We start from the raw sequence: 15,242 nt of genomic DNA on the forward strand, positions 1-15,242 counted from the left end.
CCGGACCGGCACGAGGCAGCGTGGAAGGCCCTGTCAGGCGTAACCCAGGCACCAGATTCCGCCGCCGAGCGCGGCGATACCGAAGAAGAGGGAGAGCACCGCGGAAGCGACAGGACTCACACCGTGTGCGACGGGCACACGCTGCCTCAGACGCGCCGCCGTCCACAGCAGCAGCGCGGCGCCGAACAACACGAATGCCGTTCCGGCGAAGATCGCAGGTCCGCTCTCCATGGCGGGAGCGTGGCACGCGCGGGAGGCGTGAGCGCGAACCCCGGGTGAACAGCGCGCGTCGCCCCGCCGGGCCCCGTCCGCGCCCCGCCCCGGCATGGCCCCTTCGGCGGCCCCGGCGGCAGCTTCCTGCCATACGGGGGCGCGAAGGTGAGTGCTGTACCACCGGCGCACGCCTCCAGCGCACGTTCGGCGCACTTCTTGTCGTGCCTGCCTTGTCTTGCCGTGGCGTCCCTATGCTGTCATGGCATCCCTACGCCGTCATGACATCCCTACGCCGTCATGACGTCTCTACGCCGTCATGACGTCCCTATGCCGTCGTCGACCGGCCGCAGAAAGCCCTGCTCGACCAGGAGCCGGATGGACTCCGGGGTGCGGTCGCGCAGTACCACCGGGTCCTCCCCGAGCAGCTGGGCGATGGCGTCCAGGATCCGGCCGGCGCTGAGTGTGCCGTCGCACACACCCGCGAAGCCCGCCCCGACCGTGTCCACCGTCGTCGCGCGCCGCATCCCCCGGTGCTGCCTGAGCACCACATGCTCGGGGTCCTCGGCCCCGGGCGGGCCCACCTGCTCCTGGACCACCTCGTCCGCCAGCCGGAAGTGGGCGGTCAGCAGCGCCGCGTCGTCATGCGTGCGCAGGAAGTCCTGCCGGTCGAAGTGGGCCATGACCTCGGCCCCCAGCGGCTGCTCGACCGGATGGGGCCACTCCTCCACGGTCACCGAGGGCCGGTCGGCGCCGGACTTGCGCAGGGTGATCCAGCCGAAGCCGACGGCCGAGGTCTTCCGCGCCTCGAACTCGTCCAGCCACGCGTCGTAGCGCGCCGCGTACGCCTCGGGACCGGCCAGGTGCTCACCGGCGTCGCGCAGCCACAGCTCTGCGTACTGGGTGACGTCCTGCACCTCGCGCTGCACGATCCACGCGTCACAGCCGGGCGGCACCCAGGAGGCCAGCCGCTCCCGCCAGTCCTCCCCCTCGACGTGCTGCCAGTTCGCCAGCAGCTGACACCAGCCGCCGTCGGCGAGATGCCCGGCGGACCGCTGGACGAGGGTGCGGCACAGATCGTCCCCGGACATCCCGCCCTCCCGGTAGACCAGCTCGCCGCCCTCCGGGGAGCGCGGGGAGATCACAAAGGGCGGGTTGGAGACGATCAGGTCGTACGTCTCGTCCCGGACCGGCTCGAACAGCGACCCCTCCCGCAGATCCGGCTCCGCCGCTCCGGACAGGGCGAGGGTCAGCCGGGCGATGGCAAGGGCGCGCGGATTGCGGTCCGTGGCGGTCACGCGGGTGGCGTGGCGGCCCGCGTGCAGCGCCTGGATGCCGGAACCGGTGCCGAGGTCGAGGACCCGGTCCACGGGCGCGGGCACGGTGAGACCGGCGAGCGTGGTGGACGCTCCGCCGACCCCCAGGACGAGCCGGGAGCGGTCCTCACGGCCGCGCGCGCCGCCCGGGCCACCGATCCCCGCCGCGCCGCCGACCGCGCACCCCAGGTCGGAGACGATCCACCAGTCCTGGCCCTCGGGCCCACCGTAAGGCCGCACGTCCACGCTCGCGCGCACCTCGTCGCCGTCGCGCACCAGCCAGCCGTCGGCGAGGCAGTCCTCGGCCGGGAGGGCCGCAGCCGCCTGCCCGTACGCCACGGCGCGCTGTAGCAGGAAGAGCCGCACCAGGGTCTCCAGCGGGCCGCTCCCGCCCCGGGTGGCGCGCAGCGCCGGGACGGTCTCCCCGCGCGCCAGGGCCGTGTAGGCGGTCGGGCCGAACAGGTCCAGCAGACCGTCGGCGGTGAAGGAGGCGGCCGACAGCGCCTCGCGCAGGCGGGCCGTGCGCTCGGGGTCGGCGATGGGGAGGCGGAACGAGGGCTGGTGCGTACTCACGCCCCCATTGTCGGGGCAATCACCGACAGCGGGCGACGGCAGTCGGCATCGGGACGACATCGCCCGCGCCGACGGCGGTGACGGGCCGACAAAGGGCGCGCCGGAGGACGGCGTTGGCCCCTGGCAGCAGAACTCCGGGGCGGTCCGCGTAAGGACTACGGGGACCGCCCGGAAGGACCACGAGGCTACGGGGCTACGGGGGCTGCGAGATCGGCGAGGACCGGTTAGGACTGCGTCGCGGCGCCGCCGGCCGTCTTCGGCTTCTGGCAGCCGGGCTGCTTGGCCATCGCCGAGCCGACCTTGCCCTCCTGGAGCTTCTGTAGGGCCTGGTCACCCGACTTGCTGAGCTTGTCGAGCTCATCGGCGACGCCCGCGAGCCCCTGGGCGAACTTGGACTTGTCGGAGGTGTCCAACTTGTCGATGGCCGACTTCAGCCTCGTGTACGACCCCGAGGTGGCGTTGAGCTCCTTGACCGCCTGCTTCTGGGTCTTGTCGCCGCTGTCCACGGGCGGCGGGCCCGCCTTGTTCACGGCCTTGGCGAGTGCCCCGTAGGACTCGGAGATCTCCTGGAACGCCTTGGAGTCGGTCTGCTGGAGCTTCTTGGAGTCCTGCTCGTCGGCAGCGCCCTGGATCGCGGTGTTTGCGCCCTGGATCTTCTTCAGCTGCGGCTGCACCTCGTCACAGACCGACTTGGCCCAGTCGTTGACCTTCTTGTCGTCGTCGTCACCGCCCCCGCAGCCGGTCAGCGCCAGTACGAGTGCCGCACCGCCGGACAGTGCAGCCACAAGCTTCTTGTTCACCGGATTGGTCCCTTCCATGGCTCTCGGCCCCGGAACATACACGTCCATCCGGCGAAGCCCACCGGGAGAGCGTCCCGTATGAATATCTTTAAGAGCATTTGCACCACGCTCATTGTGGACATGGCCTCATCGAGCGGATGGCGCACCGCGGACACTGAAGCGGGCGGACGATGCGCCGTCGCACACCGCCCGCCCGCATGTCGCGGGGGCCTTCCCGGCCCCCTGGCCCCCTCCGGGGCTAGGACACCACCGCCGCGTCGGCTGACTTCGCCACGTGCTCGGAGTTGTCTTCGTCACCTACGGCGATTCCGCGCCGCTTGGAGATGTAGACGGCGGTCACGATGATCACGACGGCGATCACCGCGACGGCCGCGCGCAGCCCCGGGCTGGCGTTGTCCCCGTAGGAGAACTTGACCACCGCGGGGGCGATCAGCAGCGCCACCAGGTTCATCACCTTCAGCAGCGGGTTGATCGCGGGTCCGGCGGTGTCCTTGAAGGGATCGCCGACCGTGTCTCCGATCACCGTCGCGGCATGGGCCTCGCTCCCCTTGCCGCCGTGGTGACCGTCCTCGACCAGCTTCTTGGCGTTGTCCCAGGCGCCGCCGGAGTTGGCGAGGAAGACGGCCATCAGCGTGCCGGTGCCGATCGCGCCCGCCAGGAACGAGCCGAGCGCGCCGACCCCGAAGGTGAAGCCGACGGCGATCGGCGCCATGACGGCGAGCAGCCCCGGTGTGGCCAGCTCGCGCAGCGCGTCCTTGGTGCAGATGTCGACGACCCGGCCGTACTCCGGCTTCTCGGTGTAGTTCATGATCCCGGGCTTCTCGCGGAACTGCCGCCGCACCTCGAAGACCACCGCACCGGCCGACCGCGACACCGCGTTGATCGCCAACCCGGAGAAGAGGAAGACGACGGCGGCGCCGAGGACGAGGCCCACGAGGTTGTTGGGCTGCGAGATGTCCAGGTTCAGATTCATCTCCCCGGCCACGGAGGTGTGCACGTCGCTCACCGCCTCGGCGATGGCGTCGCGGTACGAGCCGAAGAGCGCGGCCGCCGCGAGCACCGCCGTGGCGATGGCGATGCCCTTGGTGATCGCCTTGGTGGTGTTCCCGACCGCGTCCAGGTCGGTGAGCACCTGCGCGCCCGCGCCCTCGACATCGCCGGACATCTCGGCGATGCCCTGGGCGTTGTCGGATACCGGGCCGAAGGTGTCCATGGCGACGATCACGCCGACCGTGGTGAGCAGACCGGTACCGGCGAGCGCCACGGCGAACAGCGCCAGCATGATCGAAGTGCCGCCGAGCAGAAAGGCGCCGTAGACGCTCAGGCCGATCAGCACCGCCGAGTAGACGGCGGACTCCAGACCCAGCGAGATACCGGAGAGCACCACGGTGGCCGGGCCGGTCAGCGAGGTCTTGCCGACGTCCCGCACGGGGCGCCGGGTGGTCTCGGTGAAGTAGCCCGTGAGTTGCTGGATGAGCGCGGCCAGCACGATGCCGACGGCGACCGCGACGAGCGCGAGCACCCGTGGGTCACCGCTGTGGCCGAGGATCTCGCGGTTGGTGACACCGTCGAGGTCCGCGTAGCTGGACGGCAGATAGACGAAGACCGCGATCGCCACCAGCGCCATCGAGATCACGGCGGAGATGAAGAAGCCCCGGTTGATGGCGCTCATCCCGCTGCGGTCGGAGCGGCGCGGGGCCACGGCGAAGATCCCGATCATGGCGGTGACCACGCCGATGGCCGGGACCAGCAGCGGGAAGGCCAGTCCGGAGTCGCCGAAGGCCGCCTTGCCGAGGATCAGCGCGGCCACCAGGGTGACGGCGTACGACTCGAAGAGGTCGGCCGCCATACCGGCGCAGTCCCCGACGTTGTCGCCAACGTTGTCCGCGATGGTCGCGGCGTTGCGCGGGTCGTCCTCGGGGATGCCCTTCTCGACCTTGCCGACGAGGTCGGCGCCGACGTCGGCGGCCTTGGTGAAGATGCCGCCGCCGACCCTCATGAACATCGCGATCAGCGCGGCGCCGAGCCCGAAGCCCTCCAGCACCTTGGGCGCGTCGGCCGCGTAGACCAGCACCACGCAGGAGGCGCCGAGCAGTCCGAGGCCCACGGTGAACATGCCCACCACACCGCCGGTACGGAATGCGATCTTCATTGCCTTGTGCGAGACGGCCGTGAGATCCACGCTCGGCTTACCGGGCGCGGAAGCGGCCGAATCGCCATTGACGGGCGTGGTCGGCGGCTCGGGGGTGGCCTCACGGGCGGCGGCCGCGACGCGCACATTGCTGCGCACCGCGAGCCACATCCCGATATAGCCGGTCGCAGCCGAGAATGCCGCACCGATCAGAAAGAACACCGAACGCCCGATGCGCTGCGGCCAGTCGTCCGCCGGCAACAGCATGAGCAGGAAGAACACCACCACGGCGAATCCACCGAGGGTGCGCAGCTGCCGGGCCAGATAGGCATTGGCGCCTTCCTGAACGGCTTCGGCGATCTTCTTCATACTGTCCGTGCCCTCGCCGGCCGCGAGGACTTGTCGTACCAGCACCACCGCGACCGCGAGCGCCGCGATCGCGACGGCGGCGATCACCAGCACGATCACACGGTTGTCGTCGGTCAGCTCTGCGGCGGCCAGGGTTGGGGTGAGGTCCAGCTGATGAGGGGTGAGAGGCCCCGCCATTCGTCCTCCTTGACGTTTGGCACATGGGCGCGCAGCAGTTCTGCGACCGCAGAAGAGCCGCCGCGCTCAGGCGTCCTGAGCTCGAGATGTGGACGGATTGTAGGGAGCGTCACACGATCAAAACAGGGCGCCGGAATGGGAATTCCCCCGCACCAGCGAAGATCAATAGGTTTGGCGGTACGAATTCCTTCGGAAGAAGGAAGGTCGACAATTCGATGACGGATGTAAAGTGATCTCTATAAATGATCTATATGGATGATCTCAATTGCGATCTTGCGGCGATTGCGCCGCACTGAGAAAAGCGCTGTTCAGAGCGTACGCCCGAGATCGAAAAAGCGCGCGCCGAGAGATGCGCCGTGGGGTGCGCCGGGGGTGCGCCGGGACAGCGCCGCCGAGCGGGCGCGGGCACACCGACAGCCGGATCGGCGATCTTGAAACGGCCGGTCCGGTGGCCCCGAAGATCGGGCGAGGGATGACGGACGGATGACCCCTCGATGGGCTCGATTTGGCGGCCAGAGCGAGTCCCGGGCCCGAGCCCGGGGCGAGGCGAGAGGCCCCCGCCCACTGGGGCAGGGCCCGAACCGGCAAGAACATGCCTCGAACCGGCGAGAATGACATGGCCCGATCCGGCGACGACATGCTCCGGGCCGACGAGGACATGGCCCGAAACCGGTACGGGCGGAACCCGAACCGGTGGGCCAGGTCGCCGAAGACCTTGGCCTGGGCTAGGACACCAGAGGCTGGGGCGAGGTCGGCCAGCTCATCCGGATCACTCCACCGGTCTCGCTGGTCGTCACCTCGACATCGTCGACGAGCCCGCTGATGACGGCGAGACCCATCTCGTCCTCGCCCTCGGCCTCGTCGTCCGCCTCCGGATGGGAGCCGGGCGCCAGGGCCGCCGAGGTCGGGGATTCGTCACCGACCTCGATGGAGAACTTCTTCTCCTCCTCGGTCAGGATCACCCGCACCGGTGCCTCCACCCCATTGCTCAGGTGGAGCCCGACCGCGCGGGTGCAGGCCTCGCCGACCGCGAGCCGCACCTCGTCGAGCACGGCCTCATCCACCCCCGCCCGGCGCGCCACGGCCGCCGCGACAAGACGAGCGGTCCTGACGTGCTCGGGCAGCGCGCTGAAGCGGAGTTCGACGGTGGCCATGCCATCCCCCTCGGGCGTATGGGCGTGCGTATGGGGAGGGCCGGGCGAGCGCCGCCCGGAACCCCCTTCTGTGTCTTCCTTCGGCGATCTTGTCAGTCGGTCGCCGCGACAGCGTCCTCGACCGAGGTGTGAATCGGGAACACCTTGGTCAGGCCGGTGATGCGGAAGATCTTCAGAATGCGCTCCTGGTTGCAGACCAGGCGCAGCGAGCCCTCGTGGGCTCGCACTCGCTTGAGCCCGCCGACGAGCACGCCGAGTCCGGTGGAGTCGAGAAAGTCGACGCCCTCCATGTCGACGACCAGGTGGTAGTTGCCGTCGTTGACAAGCTCGACCAGCTGCTCGCGCAGCTTGGGCGCGGTGTATACATCAATCTCGCCACCGACCTCGACGACCGTGCGGTCATCGACGGTCCGAGTCGACAGGGACAGGTCCACGGATCCTCCAGCACCTTGCATCGAGCGGTCGCCCCCCATGGATCGGCAGCCGCGATGGCATTCAATCACTTACCAGCAGGCGTGCACGACGCCTTGAGACCATTGTCCGTCAGACCAGTGACACACTCGGTGTCGATGGCCGACAACCAAATCCCGCGGCAGGCGGGCATACGCCCCTCACCCCGGGCCGTCCTCGGCCGGTTGAGCACGGGGGCGAGCCGGAGCACGCGCATCACTCATACGGAGCACTTGCCCCCACGCCCGGGAACCCATGCCGACTGGCCCTCGGCGATCCGGCCAGAGGTGATCAACGCCATTCGCGCGGTCGGCATCGAGCGCCCCTGGGCCCACCAGGCGCGCACGGCCGAACACGCGCTGCGCGGCGAATCGGTGGTCGTGGCCACCGGAACCGCCTCCGGCAAGTCCCTCGCCTATCTGGCCCCCGTCCTCAGCACCCTGCTGGACGGCTCGGAGGAGCCCAGCGGCCGGGGGGCGACCGCCCTGTACCTGTCCCCCACCAAGGCGCTGGCCGCCGATCAGCGGCGCGCGGTGGCCGGCCTCACCGCCCCGCTGGGCACCGGCATCCGGGCGGCGGTCTACGACGGCGACACGCCCGTCGAGGAGCGCGAGTGGGTCCGGCAGTACGCGAACTACGTGCTCACCAACCCCGACATGCTCCACCGGGGCATCCTGCCCGGCCACCCCAGATGGTCCTCCTTCCTGCGCGCGCTGCGCTATGTGGTGATCGACGAGTGCCACACCTACCGGGGTGTCTTCGGCTCCCATGTGGCCCAGGTGCTGCGCAGGCTGCGCCGCGTCTGCGCCCGCTACGGCTCCTCGCCCGTGTTCCTGCTCGCCTCGGCCACCGCCTCCGATCCGGCGGTCGCCGCGTGCCGGCTGACCGGCGTGCCCGTGGCGGAGATCACCGAGGACGGCTCGCCCCGCGGCGAGGTCGTCTTCGCCCTCTGGGAGCCACCGCTGACCGAGCTCCACGGTGAGCAGGGCGCCCCGGTGCGCCGCACGGCCACGGCCGAGTCCGCGGACCTGCTCACCGACCTGGCCGTCCAGGGCGTCCGTACGGTCACCTTCGTGCGCTCCCGGCGGGGCGCGGAGCTCATCGCGCTCATCGCCCAAGAGCGGCTCGCGGAGGTGGACCGCTCGCTGCCGGGCCGGATCGCCGCCTATCGGGGCGGCTATCTCCCCGAGGAGCGCCGCGCCCTGGAGAAGGCCCTGCACTCCGGTGAGCTGCTGGGGCTCGCCGCGACCACCGCCCTTGAGCTGGGGATGGACATCGCCGGGCTGGACGCCGTGGTCGTGGCGGGCTATCCCGGCACCCGCGCCTCCCTGTGGCAGCAGGCGGGGCGGGCCGGGCGCACCGGCGAAGGGGCCCTCGCGATCCTGGTCGCCCGGGACGACCCGCTGGACACCTATCTCGTCCATCACCCGGACGCCCTCTTCCGGCAGCCGGTGGAGTCCACCGTCCTGGACCCGGACAACCCTTACGTCCTCGCGCCCCATCTGTGCGCCGCCGCGGCCGAGCTTCCGCTCACCGAGCCCGACCTGGAGCTCTTCGGGCCCGCCACGGAGGAGCTGATGCCGCAGCTGGAGCAGCGCAAGCTGCTGCGCCGCAGGGCGAAGGCCTGGCACTGGACCCGCCGTGAGCGCGCCGCCGACCTCACCGACATCCGCGGGGCGGGCGGCAGCCCGGTCCAGGTCGTGGAGGCGGCCACCGGCCGGCTGCTGGGCACGGTGGACGCCGCGGCGGCCCACACCACCGTCCACGAGGGCGCCGTCCACCTCCACCAGGGCCGGAGCTATCTCGTCAAACAGCTCGACCTCGACGACTCGGTCGCCCTCGTGGAGGAGGCCACTCCGCCCTACTCGACCACTGCCCGCGACACCACGGCGATCTCCATCCTGGAGACCACCACCGAGATCCCCTGGGGGGACGCGCGGCTGTGCTTCGGCTCGGTCGAGGTCACCAACCAGGTGGTCTCCTTTCTGCGCCGCAAGCTGATCACCGGTGAGGTCCTCGGCGAGTCCAAGCTGGACCTTCCGCCGCGCACCCTGCGCACCCGGGCCGTGTGGTGGACGGTGACCGACGACCAGCTCGAGGAGGCCCGGGTGCACCCCCAGGCCCTCGGCGGCGCCCTGCACGCCGCCGAGCACGCCTCGATCGGCATTCTGCCGCTCTTCGCCACCTGTGACCGCTGGGACATCGGTGGGGTGTCCATCCCGCTGCACCCCGACACGCTGCTGCCCACCGTCTTCGTCTACGACGGGCATCCGGGTGGCGCGGGCTTCGCCGAGCGCGCCTTCCACACGGCCGCCCGCTGGCTGGCGGCCACCCGGGAGGCGATCGCCGTGTGCGAGTGCGAGGCGGGATGCCCGTCCTGCATCCAGTCGCCCAAGTGCGGCAACGGCAACGACCCGCTGGACAAGAAGGCCGCCATCCGCCTGCTGACGACCCTGCTCGCCGGCGCCCCGGAGCAGCCGCCGACCGCCGAGTGAGCGCTCCCCGCCACCCGGCAATGAGCGTCCCCCGCCGCCCGGCAATGAGCGTTCCCCGCCGCCCGGTGCGGACGGCGATCCGGTGACCGGAGAGCCCGCGGGCCCCGCCCGCGCCCGGACGCGGAGGGCGAACGGGCCGGTGCGCACCTCCGCCGTGAGATCCGCGATCTCACCGCTCAGGGCACACCGCACCACGCGCGCCCCCTGCGCGGAGGCCACCCGCCGGGCGAGACCGCACGCCGTACGAGCCCCCTCCAGGCCGTGGTCCGCCGCCGCGAGCGCCGCCAGGTCGGCGGCTCCGCCCGCCCGATGGCGCGCCAGCGTGGCCTGCCCGGCCGCCAGCACGGCCGCGAACACCACGCACAGCACCGTCGCGGCCAGCGCGGTCCAGACGGTGGCCGACCCCCGGTCGTCCGCCCTTCTCACGGGACCCCCTCCCGGGCTCATGGGACCGCCTCCCGGGCTCACAGGGCCGCCTCCCGGGCTCACGGGACCGCCTCCCGAGTTCACGGGATCGCCTCCCGAGCCGTACCGTCCGCGCCGCCCGCGCCGCCTCCGCCCATCGCGTCATCCGCGCCCACCGCGTCCTCGGCGAGCGCGGCGGCCTCGCCGCGCAGATTCACCGCCAGCGGACCGGGACCGGCGGCGTTGGTACGGACCCGCACCCGCACCAGGTCCCCCTCCCGCCACAGCTCGACCCGAGCCCCGTCAGGGGCGGCCGAGCGGGCGGCGGCCATCGCGTCCGCCTCCGGCTCCGAACGTGCCGCCGCCCTCGCCCCGGCCCTGGCCGCGTCCACGCACTGAAGCTGCGCGGACGCGGCCATCAGCCCCCAGATCAGCATCAGGGCGACCAACGCCAGCACGGGCAACGCGACGGCCGCCTCCGCCGTTACGTAGCCGCCGTCTCGCGCGGGGCCCCGGGCCCCCGGAACGCCCGTCCTGGGCACGCTCCAGGCCCTCGAGACGCCGCTACGGGCCCTCCGGACGCCGCTGGTCCTCCGGACGCCACTGGCCCTCGGGACGCCCCGCGCGCCGCTCCTGGCGCGCGGGCCCGTCCGCTCCCCGGTCCCCGGCGACTCAGAATTGCGCATCGAGCGCCCGTCCGATGACCGACTCCAGCGCGCCGCTGACGGCCCCGCTGGTCACCACCTTGTAGAGCACCGCGGCGAAACCGCATGCCGCGATCGTTCCCATCGCGTACTCGGCGGTGGTCATGCCCGCCTCGGCCTTCGCCCGCGCCGCCGCGTACCGCCGTACCCACCACTGCTTCACCATGTCGGCCCCCTTGTCCTGTCCGCGGCGTCACCAACCGCGGTGTCGTCGTTCGTCGTGCCGCGTCGTTCGTCGTGCTGCTGTCGTGCATCTGCCGCACACGCGGCTGTCGTTGGTCCCGCTGCTGTTCGCTGTGTTGTCATCGTGGTGCCGCATGTGCTCAGGGGCCGTCGCCCATCAGGCCGCGGGCCAGCCCGATCATCACCGGGGCCAGGCCGACCAGCAGGAACGCCGGGAGGAAGCAGCCAGCGAGTGGTGCGTTGACCAGCACACCGGTGCGGTCGGCCCGTCGCATCGCCTCCCGCCCCTGCTCGGCCCGGCATTCGGCCGCCAGCCGGGACACCGGCTCCACCGCCGGAGCGCCCGTTGTCCCGGCACGTTCCAGGGCGCGCGCCAGCCCCTGCGCTCCGGGCAGGGCACCGATGCGCCCCCAGGCGTGGGCCGGTTCGCCGCCCAGCCGCAGCTCCGCCGCGGTCTGAGCAAGCCGCTCACCGACCGGGCCGCCGAGCGAACCTCCCACCGCCTCAGCAGCCCTTCGCGGGCCCGCTCCGGCCGCCAGGCAGGCCGTCAGCAGATCGGCGGCCAGCGGGATCTGACGCGCGGCGAGGGCCTCGAGGTGCCGGTCAGGGCCGGACCGCCCAGCCGTGGCCCGGCGGGGCCGCTGCCACCGCCAGAGGCCGCAGGCCGCGGCGAGGCCCAGCATCCACCCCGGCGGCCCTCCGACGAGGACGACGGCGATCATCAGCGCGCCGCCCGGCGCGGCCCAGGCGGGCAGAGCACCCGCACCGGCCCCGGCGCGCCACCGCCGCCACGGCCGGGCCCGCCTCGGCCGCCCGTCCTCCGCACCCGGAAGCAGCGCCGCCAGCCGTCGCCGGGCGCCTCGCTCCCGACGGGCCTCGACCACCGCCATCGCCGTGCACAGGGCCGCGGCCAGGAAGGACAGCGAAATCCCCAGGCTGTGGACAACCTCGGCGCTCATCGGCCACCCCGGCGACCCACTGGACCTCGGCCCAGGTGCGGAGCCCCTCGCCGCCGCCCCGGCTCACGCGCCGCCCGCACCATCCGACCGGTCCAGACCAGGCCCGCCCACTCCAACAGGCCACCCACCAGCAGACAGCTCAGCCCGGCCGGGGTGTGCAGCAGCACATGCAGCGGATCGGAGCCCATCAGGCCGCCCAGCACCAGCCCGACGATGGGCAGCACGGCCAGCCCGAGAGCGGTGGCCTTGGCTCCCGCCAGCTTGGCGTCCAGGCTCTCCCGCTGGTCGCGCTCGGCGCGCAGCGCCGCCGCCACCCGGTCGAGCCCCGCCGCCAGCCCCGCCCCCTCGTCGACCGCCACCTGCCAGCAGGCGGCGACCCCGGTCAGCCCCTCGGCGCCCGGCAGCCGGGCGACTCTCCGCAGGGCGTCCGGCACATCCCCGCCGAACCGCGCCGCGGCCGTCACCAGCCCCCAGCGCTCCCTCAGATGGCGGGGGTCCACCGCCAGCAGCGCCTCGCCGGGATGCCTCCCGGCCCGCAGCTCGCCTGCCACGGTGGCACAGAGCTGGATCACCCCGGCGGCGCGCCGGACACGATCCCGCTCGCTCCGCCGGGACCGCAGCCGGCGGCCGACGACCGGAGTGGCCAGCACCGCCCCGAGCAGCGGCAGAACCGACGCGCCCAGCAGCGCGATCACACATCCGACCGGCAGACACAGCAGCTCACGCCCCATCCGCCCGCCGTACTTGACCCGCCAGCGCTCCCGCAGCCAGACGGCGGTCTCGGACAGCCGCCGCACCGGGTCGGCTCCCTCGGGCTCGACGGGTGCGCCGCCGGCCAACAGCAGCCTGGCCCGGCGCAGCTCCCGGTCCCGCCCGGTGAGCAGCCATAAGGCCGCCCCCACGCACAGCGTCATCGCGCAGAGAGTCAGCGCCCCCGGGTCCGCTCCCGCGCCCGTCATGCCGCACCTCCGCCCCGTGCGCACAGCCGCTGGAGCCGCTGCCAGCCCGCCACCCGCTCGAAGCCCTCGGAGCTCCAGACGGCCGCTGGGACGGTCGTGACAAAGCCCGCCCGGTCCCGGTCCAGCACATGCAGTTCGGCGATCCTGCGCCGCCCGGCGCGGTCCCGCACCAGATGGACCACGACCGACAGCGCCGCCGCCAACTGGCTGTGCAGCGCGGCCCGGTCCAGGCCGGCGGTCGAGCCGAGCGCCTCCAGCCGCGCGGGCACATCGGCCGCCGTATTGGCGTGGACAGTGCCGGAGCCGCCCTCATGGCCGGTGTTCAGGGCCCCCAGGAGATCGGTGACCTCCGCGCCTCTCACCTCGCCGACCACCAGCCGGTCGGGACGCATCCGCAGCGCCTGCCGCACCAGGTCCCGCAGGGTGACCTGGCCCCGGCCCTCCTGGTTCGCGGGGCGGGTCTCCAGCCGGACCACATGCGGATGGTCGGGCCGCAGCTCGGCCGAGTCCTCGGCGAGGACGATCCGCTCCCGCGGCCCGACCAGCCCGAGCAGGGTGCTCAGCAGCGTGGTCTTGCCCGAGCCCGTGCCGCCGCTGATCAGGTAGGACAGCCGGGCGTCCAGCATGGCCCGCAGCAGCCGCGCGCCGTCCGGCGGCACCGTCCCGGCCGCCTCCAGCTCCGCGAGGGAGAACGCCCGGGGGCGCACCACCCGCAGCGAGAGGCAGGTCGAGCCGACCGCGACCGGAGGGAGCACCGCATGCAGCCGGGTCCCGTCCGGCAGCCGGGCGTCCACCCATGGCCGGGCGTCGTCCAGCCGCCGCCCGGCCACCGCGGCGAGCCGCTGCGCGAGCCTGCGCACGGCGGCCGCGTCCCCGAAGGTGACATCCGCGCGCTCCAGCCCGGAGCCGCGGTCCACCCACACCTCGTCGGGCGCGGTGACCAGGACGTCCGTGACGTCGCGGGCGGCCAGCAGCGGCTCCAGGGGGCCGGTGCCGACCAGCTCCGAGCGCAGCGCCTCCACCACCCCGAGCACCTCGGTGTCGCCGAGCAGCCGCCCCTCCTCGCGCAGGGCCGACGCCACCCGCGCGGGCGTGGGCTCCGCGCCGCTCCCGGCCAGCCGCAGCCGCACCGCGTCCAGCAGATCCGGCGATACGACGCTCATGCGCCGGCACCTCCCTCGTCGGCGAGGACGCGCGCCCAGAACTCGGCGCAGAACCGGCCGAGCGGGCCACGAGGGCTGCCACCCGGGGGCTCCCCGCCCTCGAACGCGTCCGCCAGGCCCGGCTCCGGTGGCAGCTGACCGGCCAGCGGGAGCCCGAGCAGCTCCGCGATCTCCTCGTCGCCGAGCTCCGGCCCGCACGGACCCCGCACCACCGCACGCAGATCCCGCAGCACCATGCCCACCGTGGACGCCACCCGGTGGGCGGCCGCGACCGCTCGCAGCTCCGCCGGGACGACCAGCAGCCCGAGGTCGATCTGGGACAGCGCCTCGGCCGCCGCGTCGTCGACGCGGCGCGGCAGATCCACCACCACGACCCCGCCGCGCCGTCGGGCCGCGGCCAGCACCGCCCGCATCGCGGACGGCGGGATGACGACCGAATCGCCGCGGTCCCAGCTGAGCACCCGCAGTGCGTGCAACTCCGGCAGCGACTCCTCCAGGGCGCTTCCGGCGACCCGCCCCCGCGACTCGGCGAAGGCGGGCCATCTCAGCCCCTGCGCGCCCTCGCCGCCGAGCAGCACATCGAGCCCGCCGCCCAGCGGATCGGCATCGATCAGCATGGTGCGCCGACCGGAGCGGGCCGCGGTGACCGCCAGGGCGCAGGCGAGGGTGGAGGCGCCCGCGCCGCCGCGACCGCCGATCACCCCGATGGTCAGGGCCTGCCGCCCCACGCCTTCGGCGACATCCGCGATCCGGTCCACCAGCCAGGTCTCGGCATCGGGCAGGAACGCCACATTGTCGGCGCCGAGCGCCACCGCCCGCCGCCAGATGCCGTGGTCGTCCAGATCGCGCCCGATGAGCAGCACCCCTTGTCTGCGGGCTCGGTCGGACAGCCGGGCGGCCGAGTCGTCGCCGACCAGAATCAGCGGCGCGGCCTCCCAACTGCCCCGACGGGTGAGTGCGCCATGCGCCACTTCCGGTTCCGCTCCGGCCGCCGCGCACAACCGCAGCAGATCGTCGAGAAGCGCCTCGTCCTCGGTGACGATGAGCGGTCTGCTTCGCTGTCCTTCGGTCGCCGAAGGGCGTTCCGGTGTGATGGATGCAGTCACGATCCCCTCCCATATCCGTTACGCGCTCTCACTCCCGCGAACGGCGAGTGCGAGCAGCGCGGAGAATCACCGTGCTGCGATCCAGAAA

General features: G+C 72.8%; 13 protein-coding genes and 1 pseudogene. 1 reads left to right on the forward strand and 13 read right to left on the reverse strand.

Annotated elements, in window-relative coordinates; genetic code table 11:
- Nucleotides 1-33 precede the first annotated feature (33 nt).
- From ABD329_RS04790 to bldG, 6 genes are all read right to left on the reverse strand, one after another.
- Nucleotides 34-231 (reverse strand): hypothetical protein, encoded by a 198-nt coding sequence (locus ABD329_RS04790; RefSeq protein ID WP_037955359.1) that lies wholly within the window; start codon nt 229-231, stop codon nt 34-36.
- A 296-nt stretch (nt 232-527) separates the two neighbouring features.
- Nucleotides 528-2,099 (reverse strand): DUF7059 domain-containing protein, encoded by a 1,572-nt coding sequence (locus ABD329_RS04795; protein WP_198279029.1) that lies wholly within the window; start codon nt 2,097-2,099, stop codon nt 528-530.
- 224 nt (nt 2,100-2,323) lie between these two features.
- Nucleotides 2,324-2,899: a small secreted protein gene (locus tag ABD329_RS04800; protein ID WP_309142805.1), complete on the reverse strand. Its 576-nt coding sequence runs from the start codon at nt 2,897-2,899 to the stop codon at nt 2,324-2,326.
- A 238-nt stretch (nt 2,900-3,137) separates the two neighbouring features.
- Nucleotides 3,138-5,576, reverse strand: coding sequence for a sodium-translocating pyrophosphatase (locus ABD329_RS04805; RefSeq protein ID WP_198279031.1), 2,439 nt, complete (start codon nt 5,574-5,576; stop codon nt 3,138-3,140).
- A 725-nt stretch (nt 5,577-6,301) separates the two neighbouring features.
- Nucleotides 6,302-6,730, reverse strand: coding sequence for an ATP-binding protein (locus tag ABD329_RS04810; RefSeq protein ID WP_020870239.1), 429 nt, complete (start codon nt 6,728-6,730; stop codon nt 6,302-6,304).
- Between the two features lie 92 nt (nt 6,731-6,822).
- Nucleotides 6,823-7,164 carry an anti-sigma factor antagonist BldG gene (bldG, locus tag ABD329_RS04815; protein WP_014061729.1) on the reverse strand — a complete coding sequence of 114 codons (342 nt, stop codon included), beginning with the start codon at nt 7,162-7,164 and terminating at the stop codon, nt 6,823-6,825.
- A 54-nt stretch (nt 7,165-7,218) separates the two neighbouring features.
- Here bldG and ABD329_RS04820 point away from each other — a divergent pair, with 54 nt between their 5' ends.
- On the forward strand, nt 7,219-9,675 hold the full coding sequence (locus ABD329_RS04820) for a DEAD/DEAH box helicase (RefSeq protein ID WP_198279032.1): 2,457 nt from the start codon (nt 7,219-7,221) through the stop codon (nt 9,673-9,675).
- 111 nt (nt 9,676-9,786) lie between these two features.
- On the opposite strand, the pseudogene ABD329_RS04825 reads toward ABD329_RS04820, so the two are convergent.
- From ABD329_RS04825 to ssd, 7 genes and pseudogenes are all read right to left on the reverse strand, one after another.
- A pseudogene (locus ABD329_RS04825) lies at nt 9,787-10,122 on the reverse strand (Rv3654c family TadE-like protein); the annotation flags it as partial.
- Between the two features lie 59 nt (nt 10,123-10,181).
- Nucleotides 10,182-10,622 carry a TadE family type IV pilus minor pilin gene (locus ABD329_RS04830; RefSeq protein ID WP_309142806.1) on the reverse strand — a complete coding sequence of 147 codons (441 nt, stop codon included), beginning with the start codon at nt 10,620-10,622 and terminating at the stop codon, nt 10,182-10,184.
- A 130-nt stretch (nt 10,623-10,752) separates the two neighbouring features.
- Nucleotides 10,753-10,950, reverse strand: coding sequence for a DUF4244 domain-containing protein (locus ABD329_RS04835; protein WP_198279034.1), 198 nt, complete (start codon nt 10,948-10,950; stop codon nt 10,753-10,755).
- A 157-nt stretch (nt 10,951-11,107) separates the two neighbouring features.
- Nucleotides 11,108-11,926 carry a type II secretion system F family protein gene (locus ABD329_RS04840; protein ID WP_198279035.1) on the reverse strand — a complete coding sequence of 273 codons (819 nt, stop codon included), beginning with the start codon at nt 11,924-11,926 and terminating at the stop codon, nt 11,108-11,110.
- Nucleotides 11,923-12,885: a type II secretion system F family protein gene (locus ABD329_RS04845; protein ID WP_344316000.1), complete on the reverse strand. Its 963-nt coding sequence runs from the start codon at nt 12,883-12,885 to the stop codon at nt 11,923-11,925. Before ABD329_RS04845 ends, ABD329_RS04840 begins: the two co-directional genes overlap by 4 nt.
- Nucleotides 12,882-14,048, reverse strand: a complete 1,167-nt coding sequence (locus ABD329_RS04850) for a TadA family conjugal transfer-associated ATPase (protein ID WP_198276005.1) — start codon at nt 14,046-14,048, stop codon at nt 12,882-12,884. The genes ABD329_RS04845 and ABD329_RS04850 overlap by 4 nt, the downstream gene beginning before the upstream one ends.
- On the reverse strand, nt 14,045-15,154 hold the full coding sequence (gene ssd, locus ABD329_RS04855) for a septum site-determining protein Ssd (protein WP_198276004.1): 1,110 nt from the start codon (nt 15,152-15,154) through the stop codon (nt 14,045-14,047). The genes ABD329_RS04850 and ssd overlap by 4 nt, the downstream gene beginning before the upstream one ends.
- Nucleotides 15,155-15,242: the final 88 nt, after the last annotated feature.

The organism is Streptomyces javensis (genome assembly GCF_039525925.1).
Taxonomy (GTDB): Bacteria; Actinomycetota; Actinomycetes; order Streptomycetales; family Streptomycetaceae; genus Streptomyces; species Streptomyces asiaticus.